This window comes from Pedococcus sp. P2_E4, from assembly GCF_056403935.1.
The window spans coordinates 134,760-152,541 of record NZ_JBFUEO010000003.1 but is presented as its reverse complement, the minus strand read 5'-3'; the positions used below and the strand labels follow the sequence as shown (position 1 = coordinate 152,541).

Annotated in this window: 16 protein-coding genes; 8 read left to right on the top strand and 8 right to left on the bottom strand. The window is 70.7% G+C overall.

Going from position 1 to position 17,782, the window contains the following annotated elements; translation table 11 throughout:
* The first annotated feature begins 74 nt into the window (after positions 1–74).
* The 7 genes from whiA (at position 75) to AC1DV7_RS03060 (ending at position 6,186) form a co-directional block, all read left to right on the top strand.
* Positions 75–1,055 (top strand): DNA-binding protein WhiA, encoded by a 981-nt coding sequence (gene whiA, locus AC1DV7_RS03090; RefSeq protein WP_477594471.1) that lies wholly within the window; start codon positions 75–77, stop codon positions 1,053–1,055.
* Positions 1,052–2,227, top strand: a complete 1,176-nt coding sequence (locus AC1DV7_RS03085) for a nucleotide sugar dehydrogenase (RefSeq protein WP_477594469.1) — start codon at positions 1,052–1,054, stop codon at positions 2,225–2,227. The genes whiA and AC1DV7_RS03085 overlap by 4 nt, the downstream gene beginning before the upstream one ends.
* A 139-nt stretch (positions 2,228–2,366) precedes the next feature.
* On the top strand, positions 2,367–3,371 hold the full coding sequence (gene gap / locus AC1DV7_RS03080; protein ID WP_477594467.1) for a type I glyceraldehyde-3-phosphate dehydrogenase: 1,005 nt from the start codon (positions 2,367–2,369) through the stop codon (positions 3,369–3,371).
* A 19-nt stretch (positions 3,372–3,390) separates the two neighbouring features.
* Positions 3,391–4,599: a phosphoglycerate kinase gene (locus AC1DV7_RS03075; protein ID WP_477594465.1), complete on the top strand. Its 1,209-nt coding sequence runs from the start codon at positions 3,391–3,393 to the stop codon at positions 4,597–4,599.
* 76 nt (positions 4,600–4,675) lie between these two features.
* Positions 4,676–5,482: a triose-phosphate isomerase gene (gene tpiA / locus AC1DV7_RS03070; protein WP_477594463.1), complete on the top strand. Its 807-nt coding sequence runs from the start codon at positions 4,676–4,678 to the stop codon at positions 5,480–5,482.
* Between the two features lie 75 nt (positions 5,483–5,557).
* The gene (gene secG, locus AC1DV7_RS03065; protein WP_477594516.1) at positions 5,558–5,803 is read left to right on the top strand and encodes a preprotein translocase subunit SecG; all 246 of its coding nucleotides are present in this window, start codon (positions 5,558–5,560) and stop codon (positions 5,801–5,803) included.
* Between the two features lie 32 nt (positions 5,804–5,835).
* Positions 5,836–6,186, top strand: coding sequence for an RNA polymerase-binding protein RbpA (locus AC1DV7_RS03060; RefSeq protein ID WP_316009085.1), 351 nt, complete (start codon positions 5,836–5,838; stop codon positions 6,184–6,186).
* A gap of 100 nt (positions 6,187–6,286) precedes the next feature.
* On the opposite strand, the gene pgl is transcribed toward AC1DV7_RS03060, so the two are convergent.
* From pgl to tkt, 6 genes are read right to left on the bottom strand one after another with little or no spacing between them, the layout of a single operon-like run.
* Positions 6,287–7,024 (bottom strand): 6-phosphogluconolactonase, encoded by a 738-nt coding sequence (pgl, locus tag AC1DV7_RS03055; protein ID WP_477594461.1) that lies wholly within the window; start codon positions 7,022–7,024, stop codon positions 6,287–6,289.
* Positions 7,021–8,193: a glucose-6-phosphate dehydrogenase assembly protein OpcA gene (gene opcA / locus AC1DV7_RS03050; protein WP_477594459.1), complete on the bottom strand. Its 1,173-nt coding sequence runs from the start codon at positions 8,191–8,193 to the stop codon at positions 7,021–7,023. The genes pgl and opcA overlap by 4 nt, the downstream gene beginning before the upstream one ends.
* A complete protein-coding gene (gene zwf / locus AC1DV7_RS03045; protein WP_477594457.1) occupies positions 8,190–9,734 on the bottom strand; it encodes a glucose-6-phosphate dehydrogenase in 1,545 nt (514 codons plus the stop codon). Before zwf ends, opcA begins: the two co-directional genes overlap by 4 nt.
* On the bottom strand, positions 9,731–11,401 hold the full coding sequence (locus tag AC1DV7_RS03040; RefSeq protein ID WP_477594455.1) for a glucose-6-phosphate isomerase: 1,671 nt from the start codon (positions 11,399–11,401) through the stop codon (positions 9,731–9,733). Before AC1DV7_RS03040 ends, zwf begins: the two co-directional genes overlap by 4 nt.
* Complete coding sequence (gene tal, locus AC1DV7_RS03035; RefSeq protein WP_477594453.1) at positions 11,398–12,546, bottom strand: transaldolase; 1,149 nt, start codon at positions 12,544–12,546, stop codon at positions 11,398–11,400. Before tal ends, AC1DV7_RS03040 begins: the two co-directional genes overlap by 4 nt.
* Before the next feature lie 6 nt (positions 12,547–12,552).
* On the bottom strand, positions 12,553–14,721 hold the full coding sequence (gene tkt / locus AC1DV7_RS03030) for a transketolase (RefSeq protein ID WP_477594451.1): 2,169 nt from the start codon (positions 14,719–14,721) through the stop codon (positions 12,553–12,555).
* 174 nt (positions 14,722–14,895) lie between these two features.
* On the opposite strand from tkt, the gene AC1DV7_RS03025 reads away from it, so the two are divergent.
* Positions 14,896–15,846, top strand: a complete 951-nt coding sequence (locus AC1DV7_RS03025) for a heme o synthase (protein WP_477594449.1) — start codon at positions 14,896–14,898, stop codon at positions 15,844–15,846.
* On the opposite strand, the gene AC1DV7_RS03020 is transcribed toward AC1DV7_RS03025, so the two are convergent.
* Both AC1DV7_RS03020 and AC1DV7_RS03015 read right to left on the bottom strand, forming a co-directional pair.
* Positions 15,822–17,153, bottom strand: a complete 1,332-nt coding sequence (locus AC1DV7_RS03020) for an MFS transporter (RefSeq protein WP_477594447.1) — start codon at positions 17,151–17,153, stop codon at positions 15,822–15,824. The two genes, AC1DV7_RS03025 and AC1DV7_RS03020, sit on opposite strands and share 25 nt — an antisense overlap.
* Positions 17,150–17,731, bottom strand: a complete 582-nt coding sequence (locus AC1DV7_RS03015) for an ArsR/SmtB family transcription factor (protein WP_477594445.1) — start codon at positions 17,729–17,731, stop codon at positions 17,150–17,152. Before AC1DV7_RS03015 ends, AC1DV7_RS03020 begins: the two co-directional genes overlap by 4 nt.
* Positions 17,732–17,782 lie beyond the last annotated feature (51 nt).

Sequence of the window (17,782 nt, the reverse complement as noted above, 5' to 3'; positions counted from 1 at the left end):
CGGCATCACGCACGGTAGACACCGGGTGGGGGCATCCCCACCGAAGCACCACGGGGAAATGGCAGGATGACGGCATGGCGATGACGGCGCGGGTCAAGGACGAGCTCAGCAGACTCGACGTCACGAAGCCCTGTTGCCGCAAGTCCGAGGTCGCGGCGACCTTGCGCTTCGCCGGTGGGCTGCACATCGTCGGGGGGCGCATCGTGGTCGAGGCCGAGCTCGACACCGCCAACGCGGCTCGGCGCCTGCGCAAGAACATCTCCGACCTCTACGGCCACCCCTCCGAGGTGCTCGTGCTCGCCGCCGGCGGCCTCCGCAAGGGGTCGCGCTACGTCGTGCGCGTCGTCCAGGACGGCGAGGCCCTCGCTCGGCAGACTGGTCTGATCGACGCCCGCGGCCGTCCGGTCCGGGGCCTGCCGCCCAAGGTCGTCAGCGCCTCCGCGTGCGACGCCGAGGCAGCGTGGCGAGGTGCGTTCCTCGCCCACGGCTCCCTCACCGAGCCCGGGCGCTCGTCGGCCCTCGAGGTGACCTGCCCCGGACCCGAGGCGGCGCTCGCCCTCGTGGGTGCGGCCCGACGCCTCGGGATCCAGGCCAAGGCCCGTGAGGTGCGGGGCGTCGACCGGGTCGTGATCCGCGACGGCGACGCCATCGGGGCGATGCTCACCCGGCTCGGCGCGCACGACGCCGTCATGGCGTGGGAGGAGCGCCGGATGCGCCGCGAGGTCCGCGCCACCGCCAACCGGCTGGCCAACTTCGACGACGCCAACCTGCGGCGTTCGGCCCGTGCAGCGGTGGCCGCCGGGGCACGGGTGCAGCGTGCCATGGAGATCCTCGGCGAGGACATCCCGGACCACCTGCGCGAGGCCGGCTCCCTGCGGCTCGAGCACAAGCAGGCCTCCCTCGAGGAGCTGGGGCAGCTGGCCCAGCCGCCGATGACCAAGGACGCCGTCGCGGGACGCATCCGCCGGCTGCTCGCCATGGCCGACAAGCGCGCCCAGGACCTCGGCATCCCCGGCACCGATGCCAACCTCACGCCTGACATGCTGGAGGCGTGAACACGCGCATCGCGGTCGTCGGCACCGGCTATGTCGGGCTGTCGATGGCCGTCCTGCTGGCGCAGCACCACGACGTCATCGCCTTCGACATCGACCGCGACCGGATCGCGCGGCTGCGTGAGGGACACAGCCCGATCAGCGACCCCGAGATCGAGGACTTCCTGGTCAACCGCGACCTGCGGCTCACGTTCACCGACGACCCGGACGAGGCGTACGCCGACGCGCAGTTCGTCGTCATCGCCACCCCCACGGACTACGACCCGGTGACCAACTACTTCAACACCTCGACCGTCGAGAAGGTCGCGTCCGACGTGGCAGCCGCCAACCCGGCTGCGGTCATGGTGGTGAAGTCGACGGTGCCGGTGGGATTCACGGCCGACCTCGCGGCCCGGCTCGGCACCGACAACCTCATCTTCAGCCCCGAGTTCCTCCGCGAGGGCCGCGCCCTCTGGGACAGCCTCAACCCGTCACGGATCGTCGTGGGAGAGCGTGGCGAGCGGGGCAGGGCCTTCGCCGACCTGCTGGTCGAGGGAGCGCAGCTGAGCGACGTGCCGGTGCTGCTCACCGACAGCACCGAGGCCGAGGCGATCAAGCTCTTCGCCAACACCTACCTCGCGATGCGCGTGGCGTTCTTCAACGAGCTCGACACCTTCGCGGTGACCCACGACCTCGACACCCGCCAGATCATCGAGGGCGTCGGCCTCGACCCGCGCATCGGCCCCGGCTACAACAACCCCTCGTTCGGCTACGGCRGTTACTGCCTGCCCAAGGACACCAAGCAGCTGCTGGCGAACTACCGCAACGTCCCGCAGAGCCTCATCGAGGCGATCGTCACTGCCAACACCACCCGCAAGGACTTCATCGCGACCGACGTGCTGCGTCGCAACCCCCGGGTGGTCGGCATCCACCGGCTCATCATGAAGTCCGGCTCCGACAACTTCCGGTCCAGCAGCGTGCAGGGGATCATGAAGCGGATCAAGGCCAAGGGCGTGGCGGTCGTCGTGTTCGAACCCGCCCTCGCCGACGACGAGTTCTTCGGGTCGCGGGTGATCCGCGACTTCGACGAGTTCGCGGCGACCTCCGACGTCATCATCGCCAACCGGATGGTCCCCGAGCTGGAGTCCGTGGCCGACAAGGTCTACACCCGCGACCTGTTCGGCGGGGACTCCTGAGTGGCTGCAGTCACCAGTTACCCGCCCGTACGCCGGACCGCCGTGACTCCTGACCGGCCTGCTCGATAGGCTCCGTGACGAGCAATTCCGTGCCGCAGCACGCGGCATACCGTCCCCATCGTGAGAAGGACTTGGCATCGTGACTGTTCGCGTAGGTATCAACGGCTTCGGCCGCATCGGCCGCAACTTCTTCCGTGCCATCGAGGCGTCGGGAGCCGACATCGAGGTCGTGGCGACCAACGACCTGATGGACAACAAGACGCTGGCCCACCTGCTCAAGTACGACTCCATCCTGGGCCGCTTCCCCGGTGAGGTGACCTACGACGACACCTCGATCACGGCCGGCGGCAAGACCTTCCGGGTCTTCGAGGAGCGCGACCCCGCCAAGATCGACTGGGCCTCCGTCGGCGCCGACATCGTCGTCGAGTCCACCGGCTTCTTCACGGATGCGACCAAGGCCAAGGCCCACATCGACGGTGGCGCCAAGAAGGTCATCATCTCCGCGCCGGCGTCCAACGAGGACATCACCATCGTCATGGGCGTCAACGACGACCAGTACGACGCCGCGAAGCACACCATCATCTCCAACGCGTCCTGCACGACGAACTGCCTGGGCCCGATGGCCAAGGTCCTCAACGACGAGTTCGGCATCGTCAAGGGCCTGATGACGACCATCCACGCCTACACACAGGACCAGAACCTCCAGGACGCCCCGCACAAGGACCTGCGTCGCGCCCGCGCCGCCGCGCTCAACATCGTGCCGACCTCGACCGGCGCTGCCAAGGCCATCGGCCTCGTGCTGCCCGAGCTCAAGGGCAAGCTCGACGGGTTCGCGCTGCGCGTGCCGATCGCCACCGGCTCGGCCACCGACCTCACCTTCGAGGCCGGTCGCGAGACGACCGCTGACGAGGTCAACGCCGCCGTCAAGGCTGCGGCCGAGGGCCCGCTCAAGGGCATCCTCGTCTACACCGAGGACGCCATCGTCTCCAAGGACATCGAGACGGACCCGGCGTCCTGCATCTTCGACGCGGGCCTGACCAAGGTCATCGGCAACCAGGTCAAGGTCATCGGCTGGTACGACAACGAGTGGGGCTACTCCAACCGCCTCGCCGACCTCGTGGTCCTCGTCGGCCAGTCCCTCTGACGCGGGCCGGCCACTGCTGATGAAGTCCGTCTCCGAGCTGGGCGACCTGCGCGGCAAGCGCGTCCTCGTCCGGTCCGACCTCAACGTGCCCCTGGACGGCACGACCATCACCGACGACGGGCGGATCCGCGCGTCGGCGCCGACGATCCGCGCGCTCTCCGAGGCGGGTGCCCGCGTCGTCGTGTGCGCCCACCTCGGACGTCCCAAGGGCGCCCCCGAGGAGCGCTACTCGCTCGCCCCCGTCGCCGCGCGCCTCGACGAGGTGCTCGGCCGTGAGGTCACGTTCGCCACCGACACCGTGGGCGAGAGCGCGCGGGCAGCGGTCGAGGCGGCTCAGGACGGCGACGTCGTGCTGCTCGAGAACCTGCGCTTCAACCCGGGTGAGACCGCCAAGAACGACGAGGAGCGGGCCGAGTTCGCCCGCCAGCTCGCGTCGCTGGCCGACGTCTTCGTCTCCGACGGGTTCGGCGTGGTCCACCGCAAGCAGGCCTCGGTCTACGACGTGGCGCGACTGCTCCCGTCGGCGGTGGGCGGGCTCGTCGAGACCGAGGTGGGCGTCCTGCGACGCCTCACGGTCGAGCCCGAGCGCCCCTATGCCGTGGTGCTCGGCGGCGCCAAGGTCTCCGACAAGCTGGGCGTCATCGACAGCCTGCTCGGCACCGCGGACCGGCTGCTCATCGGTGGCGGGATGGTGTTCACCTTCTTCAAGGCGATGGGCTACGAGGTCGGCAGCTCGCTGCTTGAGCAGGACCAGGTCGAGGCGGTCCGGGGCTACCTCGACCAGGCCAAGGAGCGCGGGGTCGAGATCGTCCTGCCCGTCGACATCGTCGCCGCCACCGAGTTCTCCGCCGAGGCGGACCACGAGGTCGTGGCTGCCGGGGCGATCCCGGCCGACCGGATGGGCCTGGACATCGGCCCCGAGTCCGGGGTGCTCTTCGCCGAGAAGCTCAAGGACTGCCGGACCGTGTTCTGGAACGGCCCGATGGGCGCCTTCGAGATGCAGCCGTATGCCGCGGGCACGGCAGCCGTCGCGCAGGCCCTGGTCGAGCTGACCGAGGACGGTGCGCTCACGGTGGTGGGTGGCGGAGACTCCGCGGCCGCGGTGCGCCAGCTCGGCTACGAGGACGGCCAGTTCGGCCACATCTCGACCGGCGGCGGCGCCAGCCTCGAGTACCTCGAGGGCAAGGAGCTCCCCGGGCTGACGGTGCTCGACGAGACCACCGCCTGACCCAGCGCGGACCAACTACCCTCGGTGGGCCGGGCAGCGAGCCCGGCCCACCGGCATACCACCAAAGGAAACCTCCATGGCACCCAAGTCCTCCGGTCGCACCCCGCTCATGGCGGGCAACTGGAAGATGAATCTCGACCACCTGCAGGCCACCCACCTCGTGCAGAAGCTCGACTGGACCCTGCGCGACGGCCGGCACGACTTCGGGGCCGTCGAGGTTGCGGTGCTGCCGCCGTTCACCGACCTGCGCTCGGTGCAGACGCTGATCGACGGCGACCGGCTCGAGCTGGTCTTCGGCGCGCAGGACCTGTCGATGCACGACTCGGGCGCCTACACCGGCGAGGTCTCCGGCGCGTTCCTCGCCAAGCTGGGCTGCACCTACGTGCTCGCGGGGCACAGCGAGCGACGCGAGTACCACCGCGAGTCCGAGGACGTCGTCAACGCCAAGGTCAAGGCGGCCTACCGCCACGGCCTGACCCCCATCTTCTGCGTCGGGGAGCACCTCGAGGTCCGACAGGCCGGGACGCACCTGGAGCACGTCCTCATGCAGCTCGAGGCCGGCCTCGCGGATGTCACCGCCGAGCAGGCCAAGACGATCGTCGTCGCCTACGAGCCCGTGTGGGCGATCGGCACGGGCGAGGTCGCGACGCCGCAGGACGCCCAGGAGGTGTGTGCGGCGATCCGCACCAAGCTGGCCGAGCTCTACTCGGGTGACCTGGCCGACGCGGTGCGCGTGCTCTACGGCGGGTCCGTCAAGGCGGGCAACGTCGCCGCGATCATGGCGCAGGAGGACGTGGACGGCGCCCTCGTCGGTGGCGCGTCGATCGACCCCGCCGAGTTCGCCTCGATCTGCCGCTACAAGGACCACCTGGCAACCGCGTAGCGGTCGAACAGGTATCCTGACCGTCGCTGCCTCTTGGTGGCCGTTCCAACCTCGACACGATGGGTGATCACTACCGTGGAAGCCGTTCGCATTGGCCTGCAGGTCCTGCTGGTCATCGGTGGTCTGTTCCTGACCCTGCTGGTCCTGCTGCACAAGGGCAAGGGTGGGGGTCTGTCCGACATGTTCGGCGGTGGCATGTCCACCTCGCTGGGCTCGTCGTCGGTGGCCGAGCGCAACCTCGACCGCTTCACCGTCGCGGTGGGCATCGTGTGGTTCGCCTGCATCGTCGGCATCGGTCTCATCGACCGCTTCTCGTCCTGAACACCCCCGACCCGAAGGGAACCTGAGCAACCATGGCAGGTGGAAACGCAATCCGCGGCAGCCGTGTCGGCGCCGGCCCGATGGGCGAGGCCGAGCGCGGCGAGGCGGCCCCCCGGGTCTTCGTGTCGTACTGGTGCGCCAACGGCCACCAGACGCGCCCCTCGTTCGCCGAGGAGCCAGGCCTGGCGGTCCCCGAGACCTGGGACTGCCCGCGCTGTGGCTTCCCGGCCGGCCAGGACGAGGCCAACCCGCCCGCCCCGCCGAAGGTCGAGCCCTACAAGACGCACCTGGCCTACGTGAAGGAGCGCCGCTCCGACGCCGACGGCAAGGCCATCCTCGAAGAGGCCCTGGCGACCCTGCGCGACCGCAAGCTCATCCAGTAGTCGTCACGCACCTCGCACCTCGCACGTCGCTGCGAAGCCCCGCCCGGACTGCTCCGGTGSGGGGCTTCGCGCGTCTGGTGATCGTGGGGGAGTGCGCGGCTCAGCCTGCGAGCTCGCTGGCGGCGTCGGCGTCGACCAGCCAGATGGTCTCGCGGATGCCGTGCACCTGCGCCGCCGACGACTCGGCCGGGTCGGCTCCGGCCAGCGAGACCGCCACCGCATGCGCCTTGTCGGCACCGGCCACGAGGAACCAGACCCGCTCGGCGCGGCCCAGGCACTCGAACGTCAGCGAGACCCGGTCCGGTGGTGGCTTGGGGGAGTCGTGCACCGCGACGGCGATGGCATCCGCGCTGAGCTGCGCCGGATGCCCGGGAAACAGCGACGCGACGTGCGCGTCCGGGCCCACGCCGAGGATCACGATGTCCCAGGTGCCGCCGCTGCCGTGCCGGCGCAGCGCCTCGGAGTACGCCAGCGCACTGGCCTCCGCCGACTCACTCGTGTCGGGGCCGGCGACCCGGTGCACGTTGGCCGGATCCAGGCCGAGGCGGTCCAGCCCCGCGGCGTCGTTCTGGGTGTCGTTGCGGTCCGGGTCGCCGGCAGGCAGGTAGCGCTCGTCGCCCCACCACACCGACACGTTGGACCAGTCGACGGCCCGGTGCGCGGGCACCTGCAGGATCGAGGCGATGATCGCCGAACCCAGGGAGCCGCCGGTCAGTGTCACGTGGGGTGTGCGCCCCTCGGCCTGGACGTCCAGCAGCGTAGTGACCAGGCGAGCCGCCCCTGCGTCGGCGACAGCCTGCTTGTCAGGGTGGACGACGACCGCCGGGCGGGCGGTCACGACGAACCCTTCGAGGCCTTCGTCGCAGCCCTGGCCTTGGAGGTGGGACCAGCGTCCTTGGCCTTGGCGAGCTGACTGGCGGCCGCCTTCTTCACGACCTTGGGGTCGCTGCTCGGGGCCGGTGGGGGCGCTGTCACCATCTGGGAGCTGGCGGCCTTCGAGTTGGCCCGCGCGATCCGCTTGGAGGCGCGCTCGGCCTCGGCCACCGAGGGGGCTTCGCCCTCACGCACGGCCTCGCTCGCCGTCACGGACCGGGCTCCGATGCGGGGCAGGCCCTTGCGGATGGTCTCGTCGTATATCTCGTCGGGGTCGAGTCGTCGCAGCTCGTCGGCCAGGCACTCGGCCGTCGCCCGGCGAGCCAGCGAGATCCGGCGCGTCGGCTGGCCCGGCTGCGTCAGGGTGGCGATCGCGCCGTCGGGGCGGACCAGGTCGATCGCACCGCTGCGACGCTCGAGGCGGACACTGACCATGCCGGTGCCGGGCCGCGTCCTCGCCCGCGTCACCGGGCACTTGAGGGTCTGCGCGAGCCACGCGGCGAGCAGGTCGGTCGACGGCGAGTCGGTCCCGCCCGTGACGGTGGCCTCGAGGACGGGCTCGAAGGGCGGTTGGTCGAGGGCGGCCGCGAGCAGCCCGCGCCAGAGCGTGATCCGGGACCAGGCCAGGTCCGAGTCGCCCCGCGCGTAGTTCTTGGCGCGGCCCTTGAGGGCGGCCTTGGGGGAGCTGGCCTCGGCGGCGTCGGTGATCCGGCGCTGGGCCATCGAGCCGATCGGGTCGGTCGAGACGTTGGCGGGCGCGGCCGTGGGCCACCAGGCGACGACGGGGGAGTCGGGCAGCATCAGGGGGATGACCACACTGCGGCCGTGGTCGGTGAGCGGGCCGTAGAGCCGCAGCACGATGACCTCGCTCGCTCCGGCGTCACCCCCGACCCGGATCTGGCCGTCGATGCGGGACTGCCCGCGCTTGTTGCCGATGACGACGGCGATGATGCGGCACGGGTGCTGGCGGCTGGCGTCGTTGGCCGCCTCGATGGCCCCCTCGGCGTCGGCCTCGTCGACGACGATGAGCATGGTCAGGACGCGACCGAGGGCCATCGCGCCGGTGTCCTGGCGCAGCCGCACGAGCTTCTTGCTGATCGCGACGGTTGTCGTGTTGGGCAGGTCGACGATCATGGCATCCTCCAGACCCGGCCGTCGCGGTGCATCATCTCGTCGGCGCTGGCGGGCCCCCAGCCGCCCGCGACGTAGGAGTCGGGGCGCTTCTTCTGCTTGGCCCAGAACGCCTCGACCGGGTCGAGGATCTGCCAGGAGAGCTCGACTTCCTCGTGGCGCGGGAACAGCGGCGGGTCGCCGAGCAGGACATCGAGGATCAGCCGCTCGTAGGCCTCCGGGCTCGACTCGGTGAAGGCGCGGCCGTAGCCGAAGTCCATCGTCACGTCGCGCACCTCCATCTGGGCACCAGGCACCTTGGCCCCGAACCGCATCGTGATCCCCTCGTCGGGCTGCACGCGGATGACGATCGCGTTCTGCCCGAGCTCCTCCGTCGCCGTGTGGCTGAACGGCAGGTGCGGGGCCTTCTTGAACACGACGGCGATCTCGGTGACCCGCTTGCCGAGCCGCTTGCCCGTCCGCAGGTAGAACGGCACGCCGGCCCAGCGGCGTGAGTCGATCTCGACCTTCATCGCGGCATACGTCTCGGTGTGCGAGGTCTTGGCCACGCCGTCCTCGTCGAGGTAGCCGATGACCTGCTCGCCACCCTGCCACCCGCCGGCGTACTGACCGCGGGCCGTGGCCTTGGCGAGGTCCTTGGGCAGCCGCACCGCCGAGAGGACCTTCTCCTTCTCGGCGCGCAGGTGGTCGGCCTCGAACGAGACGGGCTCCTCCATCGCGGTCAGGGCCAGCAGCTGGAGCAGGTGGTTCTGGATCACGTCGCGGGCGGCGCCGATGCCGTCGTAGTAGCCCGCGCGCCCACCGATGCCGATGTCCTCGGCCATGGTGATCTGCACGTGGTCGACGTAGTTGGCGTTCCACACCGGCTCGAACATCTGGTTGGCGAAGCGCAGCGCCAGGAGGTTCTGGACCGTCTCCTTGCCGAGGTAGTGGTCGATCCGGAACACCGCGTCGGGCGGGAACACGCCCTCGACGATGTCATTGAGCTCGCGGGCGCTGGTGAGGTCGTGGCCGAACGGCTTCTCGATGACCACGCGTCGCCACGAGTCGCCCTCGGGCTTGCTCAGCCCCGAGCGCTCGAGCTGCTCACACACCACCGAGAAGAACCCGGGCGGGATCGACAGGTAGAACGCGAGGTTGCCACCGGTGCCGCGCTCGGCCTCGAGGTTCTTGACGGTGGTCGCGAGCAGGTCGAAGGCGTTGGGGTCGTCGAACGTGCCCGGCACGAACCGGAAGCCCTCGGCGAGGTTGCGCCACACGTCCTCGCGGAACGGCGTGCGGGCGTACTGCTTGACCGCGTCGTAGACGATCTTGCCGAAGTCCTGGTCGGCCCAGTCGCGACGGGCGAAACCGACCAGCGAGAAGCCCGGCGGCAGCAGACCACGGTTCGCGAGGTCGTAGATCGCCGGCATGAGCTTCTTGCGGGCCAGGTCGCCGGTGACTCCGAACAGCACCAGGCCCGAGGGGCCGGCGATGCGGGGGAGTCGCTTGTCGCGCGGGTCGCGCAGGGGGTTGGCACCCTGCGCCACTCGGGTCGGACTCATGCGTCGCCTTCCGTGGGGGAGAGCTGGGAGAGCACCTCGCTGACCTGTGCCAACCCGGCGTCGTGGTCGGTCAGGTGCAGCTGCAGGACCGGGCGCTGGTGCTCGGCGAGCACCTGGGCGTCACCGGCGGCCTGGCTGGCGATGAAGTCGCCGAAGCTGAACTCGCGTCCGGGGATCGCGAGGTCCTCGTGGGGTGCGGTCGTGATCTGGAGGTAGACGCCGGTCGGCGGGCCACCCTTGTGGAACTGGCCGGTGGAGTGCAGGAAGCGCGGCCCCCAGCCGAACGTCGTGGGACGTCCGGTATGGCGGGCCAGCCCCGCCCGCACGTCGGCCAGGGCGGCGTCGGTGAGCCGGTCGAGGTAGGCCATGACCGCGACGTAGCCGTGCTCCGGGTCGAGCTGGTCGAACAGGGCGGTCACGGCGTCGGACACGGTGGCGGCGTCACCCAGCCAGTCACCCCCGAGGGCGCGGATCTCCACCGCACCGTCGGTGGCGGCGGGAGCCTCTGCGGTGCCCAGGCCCTGGTCGAGGAGGGCACGGGCTGCCTTCTTGGCGCTCTCGACGTCAGGCTGGTCGAACGGGTTGATGCCGAGCAGGCGTCCCGCCGCGGCGGTGGCGACCTCCCACAGCAGTAGCTGCGCACCGAGCGGTCCACTGACCTCGACCTCGGAGCGCGACCCGTCGACGACCGTGTCGGCGAGGTCGTCGGCGTCCAGCTCGTCGGAGGCGGAGTCGGCGACGAGCCGGGCCACGGTCACGTCCGCTGCGGGCCAGGCCACCTCGGGGTCGGAGTCGCCGGCCACGACGACGGGCAGGATCCCGGTGCCGAGCTTGCCGGTGCTCTCGGCGATCAGCTGCTCGGCCCAGTCGGCGAACCCCACGATCCCGGAGCCGTTGTCGACGATGACCAGCTTGTCGCGCAGGGGCTCGGTGCCGGCCATGGCAGCACCGAGTCGCAGGGCGGGGTTGGCGTCGTCGTCGGCCGACAGCACGTCGGCCACTGCCTCGGCGTCGTCGAGCAACGCCTCGATGTCGGCACCGGCCAGACCCGACGGCACCAGCCCGAAGGCCGTCAGCGCGGAGTAGCGGCCGCCGACGTTGGGGTCGGCGTTGATGACGCGGTAGCCGCCGGCCCGGGACTCCTGGTCGAGCGGGCTGCCGGGGTCGGTGACGACGACGATGCGGGCGGTCGGGTCGATGCCCGCCTCGGTGAAGGCGGCCTGGAACGCCCGGCGCTGGGAGTCGGTCTCGACGGTGGACCCGGACTTGCTGGACACCACGACGACGGTGCGCTCGAGGTCGACGATCGCGGCCCGGACCATGTCGGGCTGTGACGAGTCGAGGACCACGAGGTCGACGCCGGCGGTCGCACAGATGACCTCGGGCGCGAGGGACGAGCCACCCATGCCGCAGAGCACCACCCGGTCGACACCCTGCTCGGCCAGCTCGCCACGCAGGGCCGCGACCTCTCCGAGGAGGGGGCGGGACGCGCGCGGCAGGTTGACCCAGGAGAGCCGGATCGCGGACTCGGACTCGGCGTCCTTGCCCCACAGCGTGGCGTCCTGGGCGAACAGCTTGCTGGCGAACTGGGCCTGCACCAGCTCGGGCACCGCGGTGGCGATGGCGTCTGCCGCAGCCCCCGATGCGACGACCCCCAGTGCGCTCACTGCTCGTCCTGCCCGCCGGTGTTGTCGACGTCGGCACGGGCGAGGTCCAGGTCGTGCTGGGCCTCGTCGATCAGCTCGCCCCAGGCAGTCTCGAACTTCTCGACACCCTCACGCTCGAGGAGCGCCGTGACCTCGGCGTACGAGATGCCGAGGTCCTCGAGGGCGTCGAGCACCTGGCCGGCCTCGCCGTAGGCACCCGTGACGGTGTCGCCGGTGACCTGGCCGTGGTCGATGACCGCCTCGAGGGTCTTCTCAGGCATCGTGTTGACGGTGTTGGGGGCCACCAGCTCGGTGACGTAGAGCGTGTCGGAGTAGGCGGGGTCCTTGACGCCGGTGGAGGCCCACAGGGGGCGCTGGGCGTTGGCGCCGTCATCCGCGAGGTTCTTCCAGCGCGGGGTCGCGAAGACCTCCTCGTAGGCCTGGTAGGCGAGCCGGGCGTTCGCGACGGCTGCCTTGCCCTTGAGGGCTTTGGCCTCGTCGGTGCCGAGGGCGTCGAGCCGCTTGTCGATCTCGGTGTCGACGCGCGACACGAAGAACGAGGCCACGGAGTGGATCTTCGACAGGTCGCGTCCGGCCTCACGCGCCTGCTCGAGCCCGGTGAGGAAGGCGTTCATGACGCCGCGGTACCGGTCGAGGCTGAAGATCAGCGTGACGTTGACGCTGATCCCCTCGGCGAGGACCTGCGAGATGGCCGGCAGCCCCTCGACCGTGGCGGGGATCTTGATGAGGACGTTGTCACGGTCGACCGCCGCGGCGAGCTCCTTGGCCTGCTCGACGGTCTTGGCCGTCTCGTGCGCCAGCCGGGGGTCGACCTCGATGGACACGCGGCCGTCGACGCCGTTCGTCGAGTCGTAGATCGGCTTGAGGATGTCGCACGCGTTGCGCACGTCCTCGGTGGTGAGGCCGAAGACGGTCTCGTCGACGGTCTTGCCCTCCGAGGCGAACTGGCGCAGGTCAGCGTCGTAGCGGTCGCCCTTGGCCAGCGCGGCCTGGAAGATCGACGGGTTGGTGGTCACGCCCACGACGCCCTTGGTGTCGATGAGCTCCTGGAGGTTGCCGGTCTCGATGCGCTCGCGCGAGAGGTCGTCGAGCCAGACGGAGACGCCGTTGTCGGCGAGGGCCTTGAGGGCTGCGTTGTCAGTCATGGCAGTTCACTTTCCCTTGACGGTCTTGAGGGACTTCTTGGCAGCGGCCACCACGGCAGCCGCGGTGAATCCGAACTCGCGGAAGAGGGTGGCGGCGTCGGCGGACGCGCCGAAGTGGTCGATGGCGATGATCTCGCCGGCATCGCCGACGATGTCGCGCCAGCCCTGGGGGACGCCGGCCTCGACCGAGACCCTGGCCCTGACGGCCGCAGGGAGGACCTTCTCGCGGTAGGCCGGGGTCTGCTCCTCGAACCACTCGCGGCAGGGCATCGACACGACGCGGGTGGCGACGCCGGACTTCTCGAGCGTCTCGCGCGCCTCGACGGCGAGCTGAACCTCGGAGCCCGTGGCGACGAGGATGACGTCCGGGGTGGGCTTGCTGGCCTCGAAGAGGACGTAGGCACCCTTGGCGACCCCGCTGACCTTGCCGGCGCCGTTGGCGCCACTCCGGTCGACGATCGGCAGGTTCTGGCGGCTGAGCGCGAGCCCGGCCGGACGCTTGTTGCGCAGGATCGCCAGCCACGCCGCGCCGGTCTCGTTCGCGTCCGCCGGGCGGACCACGTCGAAGGACGGGATCGCCCGCAGGGCGGCGAGGTGCTCGATGGGCTGGTGGGTGGGTCCGTCCTCGCCGAGGCCGATGGAGTCGTGCGTCCACACGAAGGTCACCGGCGCCTGCTGGATGGCGGCGAGCCGGACGGCGGGACGCATGTAGTCGGAGAACACGAGGAACGTGCCGCCGTAGGGGCGGGTGAGCCCCTCGAGCGCGATGCCGTTGAGGATCAGCCCCATGCCGAACTCGCGGATGCCGAAGTGCAGGGTGCGGCCGTAGGGGCCGCCGGACCACTCACGGGTCTGCTTGGACTTCGGGATGAAGGAGGGCTGGCCCTCCATGGTCGTGTTGTTGGACTCGGCGAGGTCGGCCGAGCCACCCCACAGCTCGGGTGCGACGTCGGCGAGGGCACCGAGCACCTTGCCCGAGGCGGCGCGGGTCGCGATCCCCTTGGCGTCCGGCGCGAAGGTCGGCACCGCCTTGTCGAGCCCGTCGGGCAGGTCGCCCTTGACGAGGCGGTCGAGCAGCGCGGCGCGCTCGGGCTGGGACTTGCGCCACGCGGCATACGACTTGTCCCACGTCTTGTGGGCGGCCTTGCCGCGCGCCACGACCTTGCGGGTGTGTGTCAGCAGCGACCGCGGGACCTCGAAGCTCTTCTTCGGGTCGAAGCCGAGCAGCTCCTTGGTGGCGGCGATCTCGGCGTCGCCGAGGGCGGACCCGTGCGACTTGCCGGTGTCCTGCTTGGTCGGGGCCGGCCAGGCGATGATCGTGCGCAGGACGATCAGCGTGGGCTTGCGGGAGCTGCGGCTCCTCTCGCAGGCGGCCAGCAGCTGGTCGACGTTCTCGACGTAGTCGCCGCTCGTGCCGTCGCCGCGCCAGTCGACGGTCACGGTGTTCCAGCCGTACGCCTCGTAGCGGGCGGCGACGTCCTCGGAGAACGAGATCTCGGTCTTGTCCTCGATCGAGATGGTGTTCTGGTCGTAGATCACGGTGAGGTTGCCGAGCTCCTGGTGACCGGCGAGGGCGGACGCCTCGTGGGTCACGCCCTCCATGATGTCGCCGTCGCTGGCCATGACCCAGATGTGGTGGTCGAACGGGCTCTCGCCCGCCTTGGCCTCGGGGTCGAACAGGCCGCGCTGGCGCCGCTGCGCCATCGCCATGCCGACCGCCGACGCGAGCCCCGACCCGAGCGGGCCCGTGGTGATCTCGACACCCTTGGTGTGGTGCACCTCGGGGTGGCCAGGCGTGAGCGAGCCCCACGTGCGCAGCGCCTTGAGGTCGTCGAGCTCGAGGCCGTAGCCGGAGAGGTACAGCTGGATGTACTGCGTGAGGGAGGAGTGCCCGCAGGAGAGGACGAACCGGTCACGACCGAGCCAGTGGGGGTCGGACGGGTCGTGTCGCATGACGTTCTGGTAGAGCAGGTAGGCCGCCGGGGCCAGGCTCATCGCGGTGCCGGGGTGGCCGTTGCCGACCTTCTGGACGGAGTCCGCCGCGAGCAGCCGCACGGTGTCGACCGCACGCACGTCGAGGTCGGTCCAACCCGCTTTGCGGGCCACCGGCTTGCGCAGCGAACTGCTGCGCTGGCGGGTGGGCTGGGACTTGGCGGAACGGGTGGGGGTGGGCACTGGTGGTTCTCCTCACACTGAGCGTCAGAGTCGGCGCGCGACAACGGTTCCGAGCCTAGCCCTGAGGGTGACCTGCGTCGCATCCAGTCCCCGTCCGTGGACTGCCCACCAGCGGGGATAGACTCGGGCGCGAAGCACCAGCACCCTGCCCCTGCACCACCCGCGAAGGACGCCGTGACCGCAACCGATCCGTCTGCCCGGATCTCCGCGTCCCCGCAGCCTCGTCGCGGAGGTAAGGCGGCGGCATACCTCGCGCTCACCAAGCCCCGCATCATCGAGCTGCTCCTGGTCACGACGGTGCCCGTGATGTTCTTGGCCCACAAGGGGATTCCCCCGCTGTGGCTCATCGTGGCGACGTTCGTCGGTGGGTGCCTGAGCGCCGGCGCCGCCAACACGTTCAACTGCGTCTACGACCGTGACATCGATGCCGAGATGCACCGCACGAGCAACCGGCCGATGGTCACCGGTGAGATCACCCCGCGCGAGGGACTCGTCTTCGGCGCGATCCTCACCGTGGCCTCCACGGTGTGGTTCGCGGCGTTCGTCAACGTCCTGTCGGCGGCCCTCTCGCTGGGCGCCATCGTCATGTATGCCGTGGGCTACACGATGATCCTCAAGCGCCGGACCGCGCAGAACATCGTGTGGGGCGGGGCGGCCGGGTGCATGCCCGTCCTCATCGGCTGGTCGGCGGTCGCGAACTCCGTGTCGTGGTCGGCCGTGGTGCTGTTCCTCGTGATCTTCTTCTGGACGCCGCCGCACTACTGGCCGCTGTCGATGAAGTTCAAGGACGACTACGCCGCGGCGCACGTGCCGATGCTGCCGGTCGTGGAGGGGTTCGTCGTGGTCGCGCGCCAGGTGGTCGCGTACTCGTGGGCCATGGTCGCCGCGTCCCTGGCGCTGGTCTGGGTCAACCCGATGGGCTGGATCTACCTCGTGACCGCGCTGGCGACCGGTGCCCTCTTCGTCGCCGAGGCGCACCGGCTGCTGCGTGCCGCGAAGGCCGGCGCCGGACCCACGGTGCTCAAGCCGATGCGGCTGTTCCACTTCTCGATCACGTACGTCGGCATCCTCTTCCTGGCCGTCGCGGTCGACCCGCTGGTCTACCTGCCCATCACCGCCGGCTGACCGGGCTGCTCCGCGTCGCGCGGGACGTCCGCGTCGTGCGGGGCCTCCGTGGCGTCCCGCTCCGGCATGTCACGCAGTCCCCGCAAGGGGCTCCACCACATGGCGAGGCAGGCGACGACGTGGATGGCTGCCATCAGCAGGATCGTCGGGCGCAGGCCGATGGTCGCGCCCAGCGAGCCCGCGGCGAGGCCCGCCAGGGGCATCCCTCCCAGGTTGACGACCTGGGCGGTCGTCACCTGGCGCGCCACCATGTGCTCGGGGACGTACCGGTTGCGCCAGGCTCCGCGGATCACGTTGCCGGCCACCACACCGATCCCGACCAGGAGCATGCCGGCCACCATGGCGACCAGGCCGGCCCCCGGCCGGCCCAGGGGCACGAGCAGGGCGGGCGGTCCCGCGACGACCTGCAGGGCGAGCAGGGCCCGGGCCGAACCGAGCCTGCGGGAGACCCGGGTGGCGATGGTGGCGCCGAGGACGCCGCCCAGCGACCCGATCGCCATGACGAGGCCGACCGCCCCCGCGGACAGGTGCACCTGACGGACGAGGAAGAGCACGAGCAGGGCGTTGTAGCCGGTCAGACCGAAGTTGCTGATGCACCCCATGACCGTGAAGAACCGCAGGAGCCGGTCGTGCCGGATGTAGTCGACACCCTCCCGGATGCGCTGGCGCAGGGGCGCCGGCTCCGGGAGGTGGTCGCCGTCCTCCTCGGGCAGCCGCAGCCGGAGCAGGCAGACCGCCGACACCACGAAACTGACGGCGTCGGCGACCAGCCCCCACGCCGCCGACGCGACCTGGGCCATCAGCCCGCCGACGCCGGGGCCGGCGACCTGCATGGCCGACTCCGTGCCGAACAGCGTGGCGAAGGCGGTCTCCTGTTGTTCGGCGGGAGCGACGCGCCGCACCAGCCCGGGGTACGCCGCGCGGAAGAACACCGTGCAGACGCCGTTGCAGAAGGCCGCGGCCGCGAGGTGGGGGAGCGTCAGCCAGCCGGCCAGCCACGCCACCGGCACGCTGGCGAGGGTGGCGGCCGCGGCGAGGTCGCTCACGACCATCACCCGGCGGGCTGGGAGCCGGTCGACCCAGGCGCCGGCGGGCAGGCCGACGACGATCCACGGCACCCACGCCGCAGCGGTCAGCAGGCCCATCCAGCCGGGGCCGGCGTCGAACTCGACGACGGCCAGCAACGGCAGCAGGATCGACGTGGTGGCGTTGCCGAGGACACTGACGCCCTCGCCGGTCCAGAGCAGGGTGAAGTTCCGGTTGCGCCTCAGTGGGGGAGCGGCAACCGGTGCGGGGTGGGTCGTCATGGCTGGGCCGGGAACCCTCGGGCGAACACGTACACCGACTCGCGTTCCTCGCCGTCGTCGGGGATGGCACGGGTGGACCAGCGCATCAGCACGTCGACCATCTCCTCGGCGACCTGCTCGAGCTCGGCCGGGGTCAGCCGCATCCAGTTCTGGGTGGCGAAGGCCGCGTCGTCCCAGACGGGCACCGTGGCCGCGTTGGCGTTCCACTCCTGGACGCGCTCGAACTGGCGCTGCAGGGAGAGCGCCTCGGCCGCATAGGCGGCGGTGACGGCGGCCGTGTCGTCGGCGAAGTCGCCGCGGGACCACCGGGTGCCGGCGTCGACGAGCCGCCACCAGCGCTCGCGCCGGTCCCTGGCGAGCTCGGGAGCCTCCTCGACCAGACCGGCCTCGGACAGGACCTTGAGGTGGTGGCTGGCGCTGCCGACCGCCTGGCCGGTGCGCTGGGCGAGCGCCGAGGCGGTGGAGGGGCCGTCGACCTTGAGGGCGTCCATCATCCGCGAGCGGAACGGGTTGGCCATGGCCGAGAGGGCCTTGGCGTCGGTGACCGTCCGGATGCCGGGTCGTTGCTTGGGTGCCATGCGCACAAGGGTACTTGCACAAGCGCTATTGCACAAGAGCTCTTGTGCAAT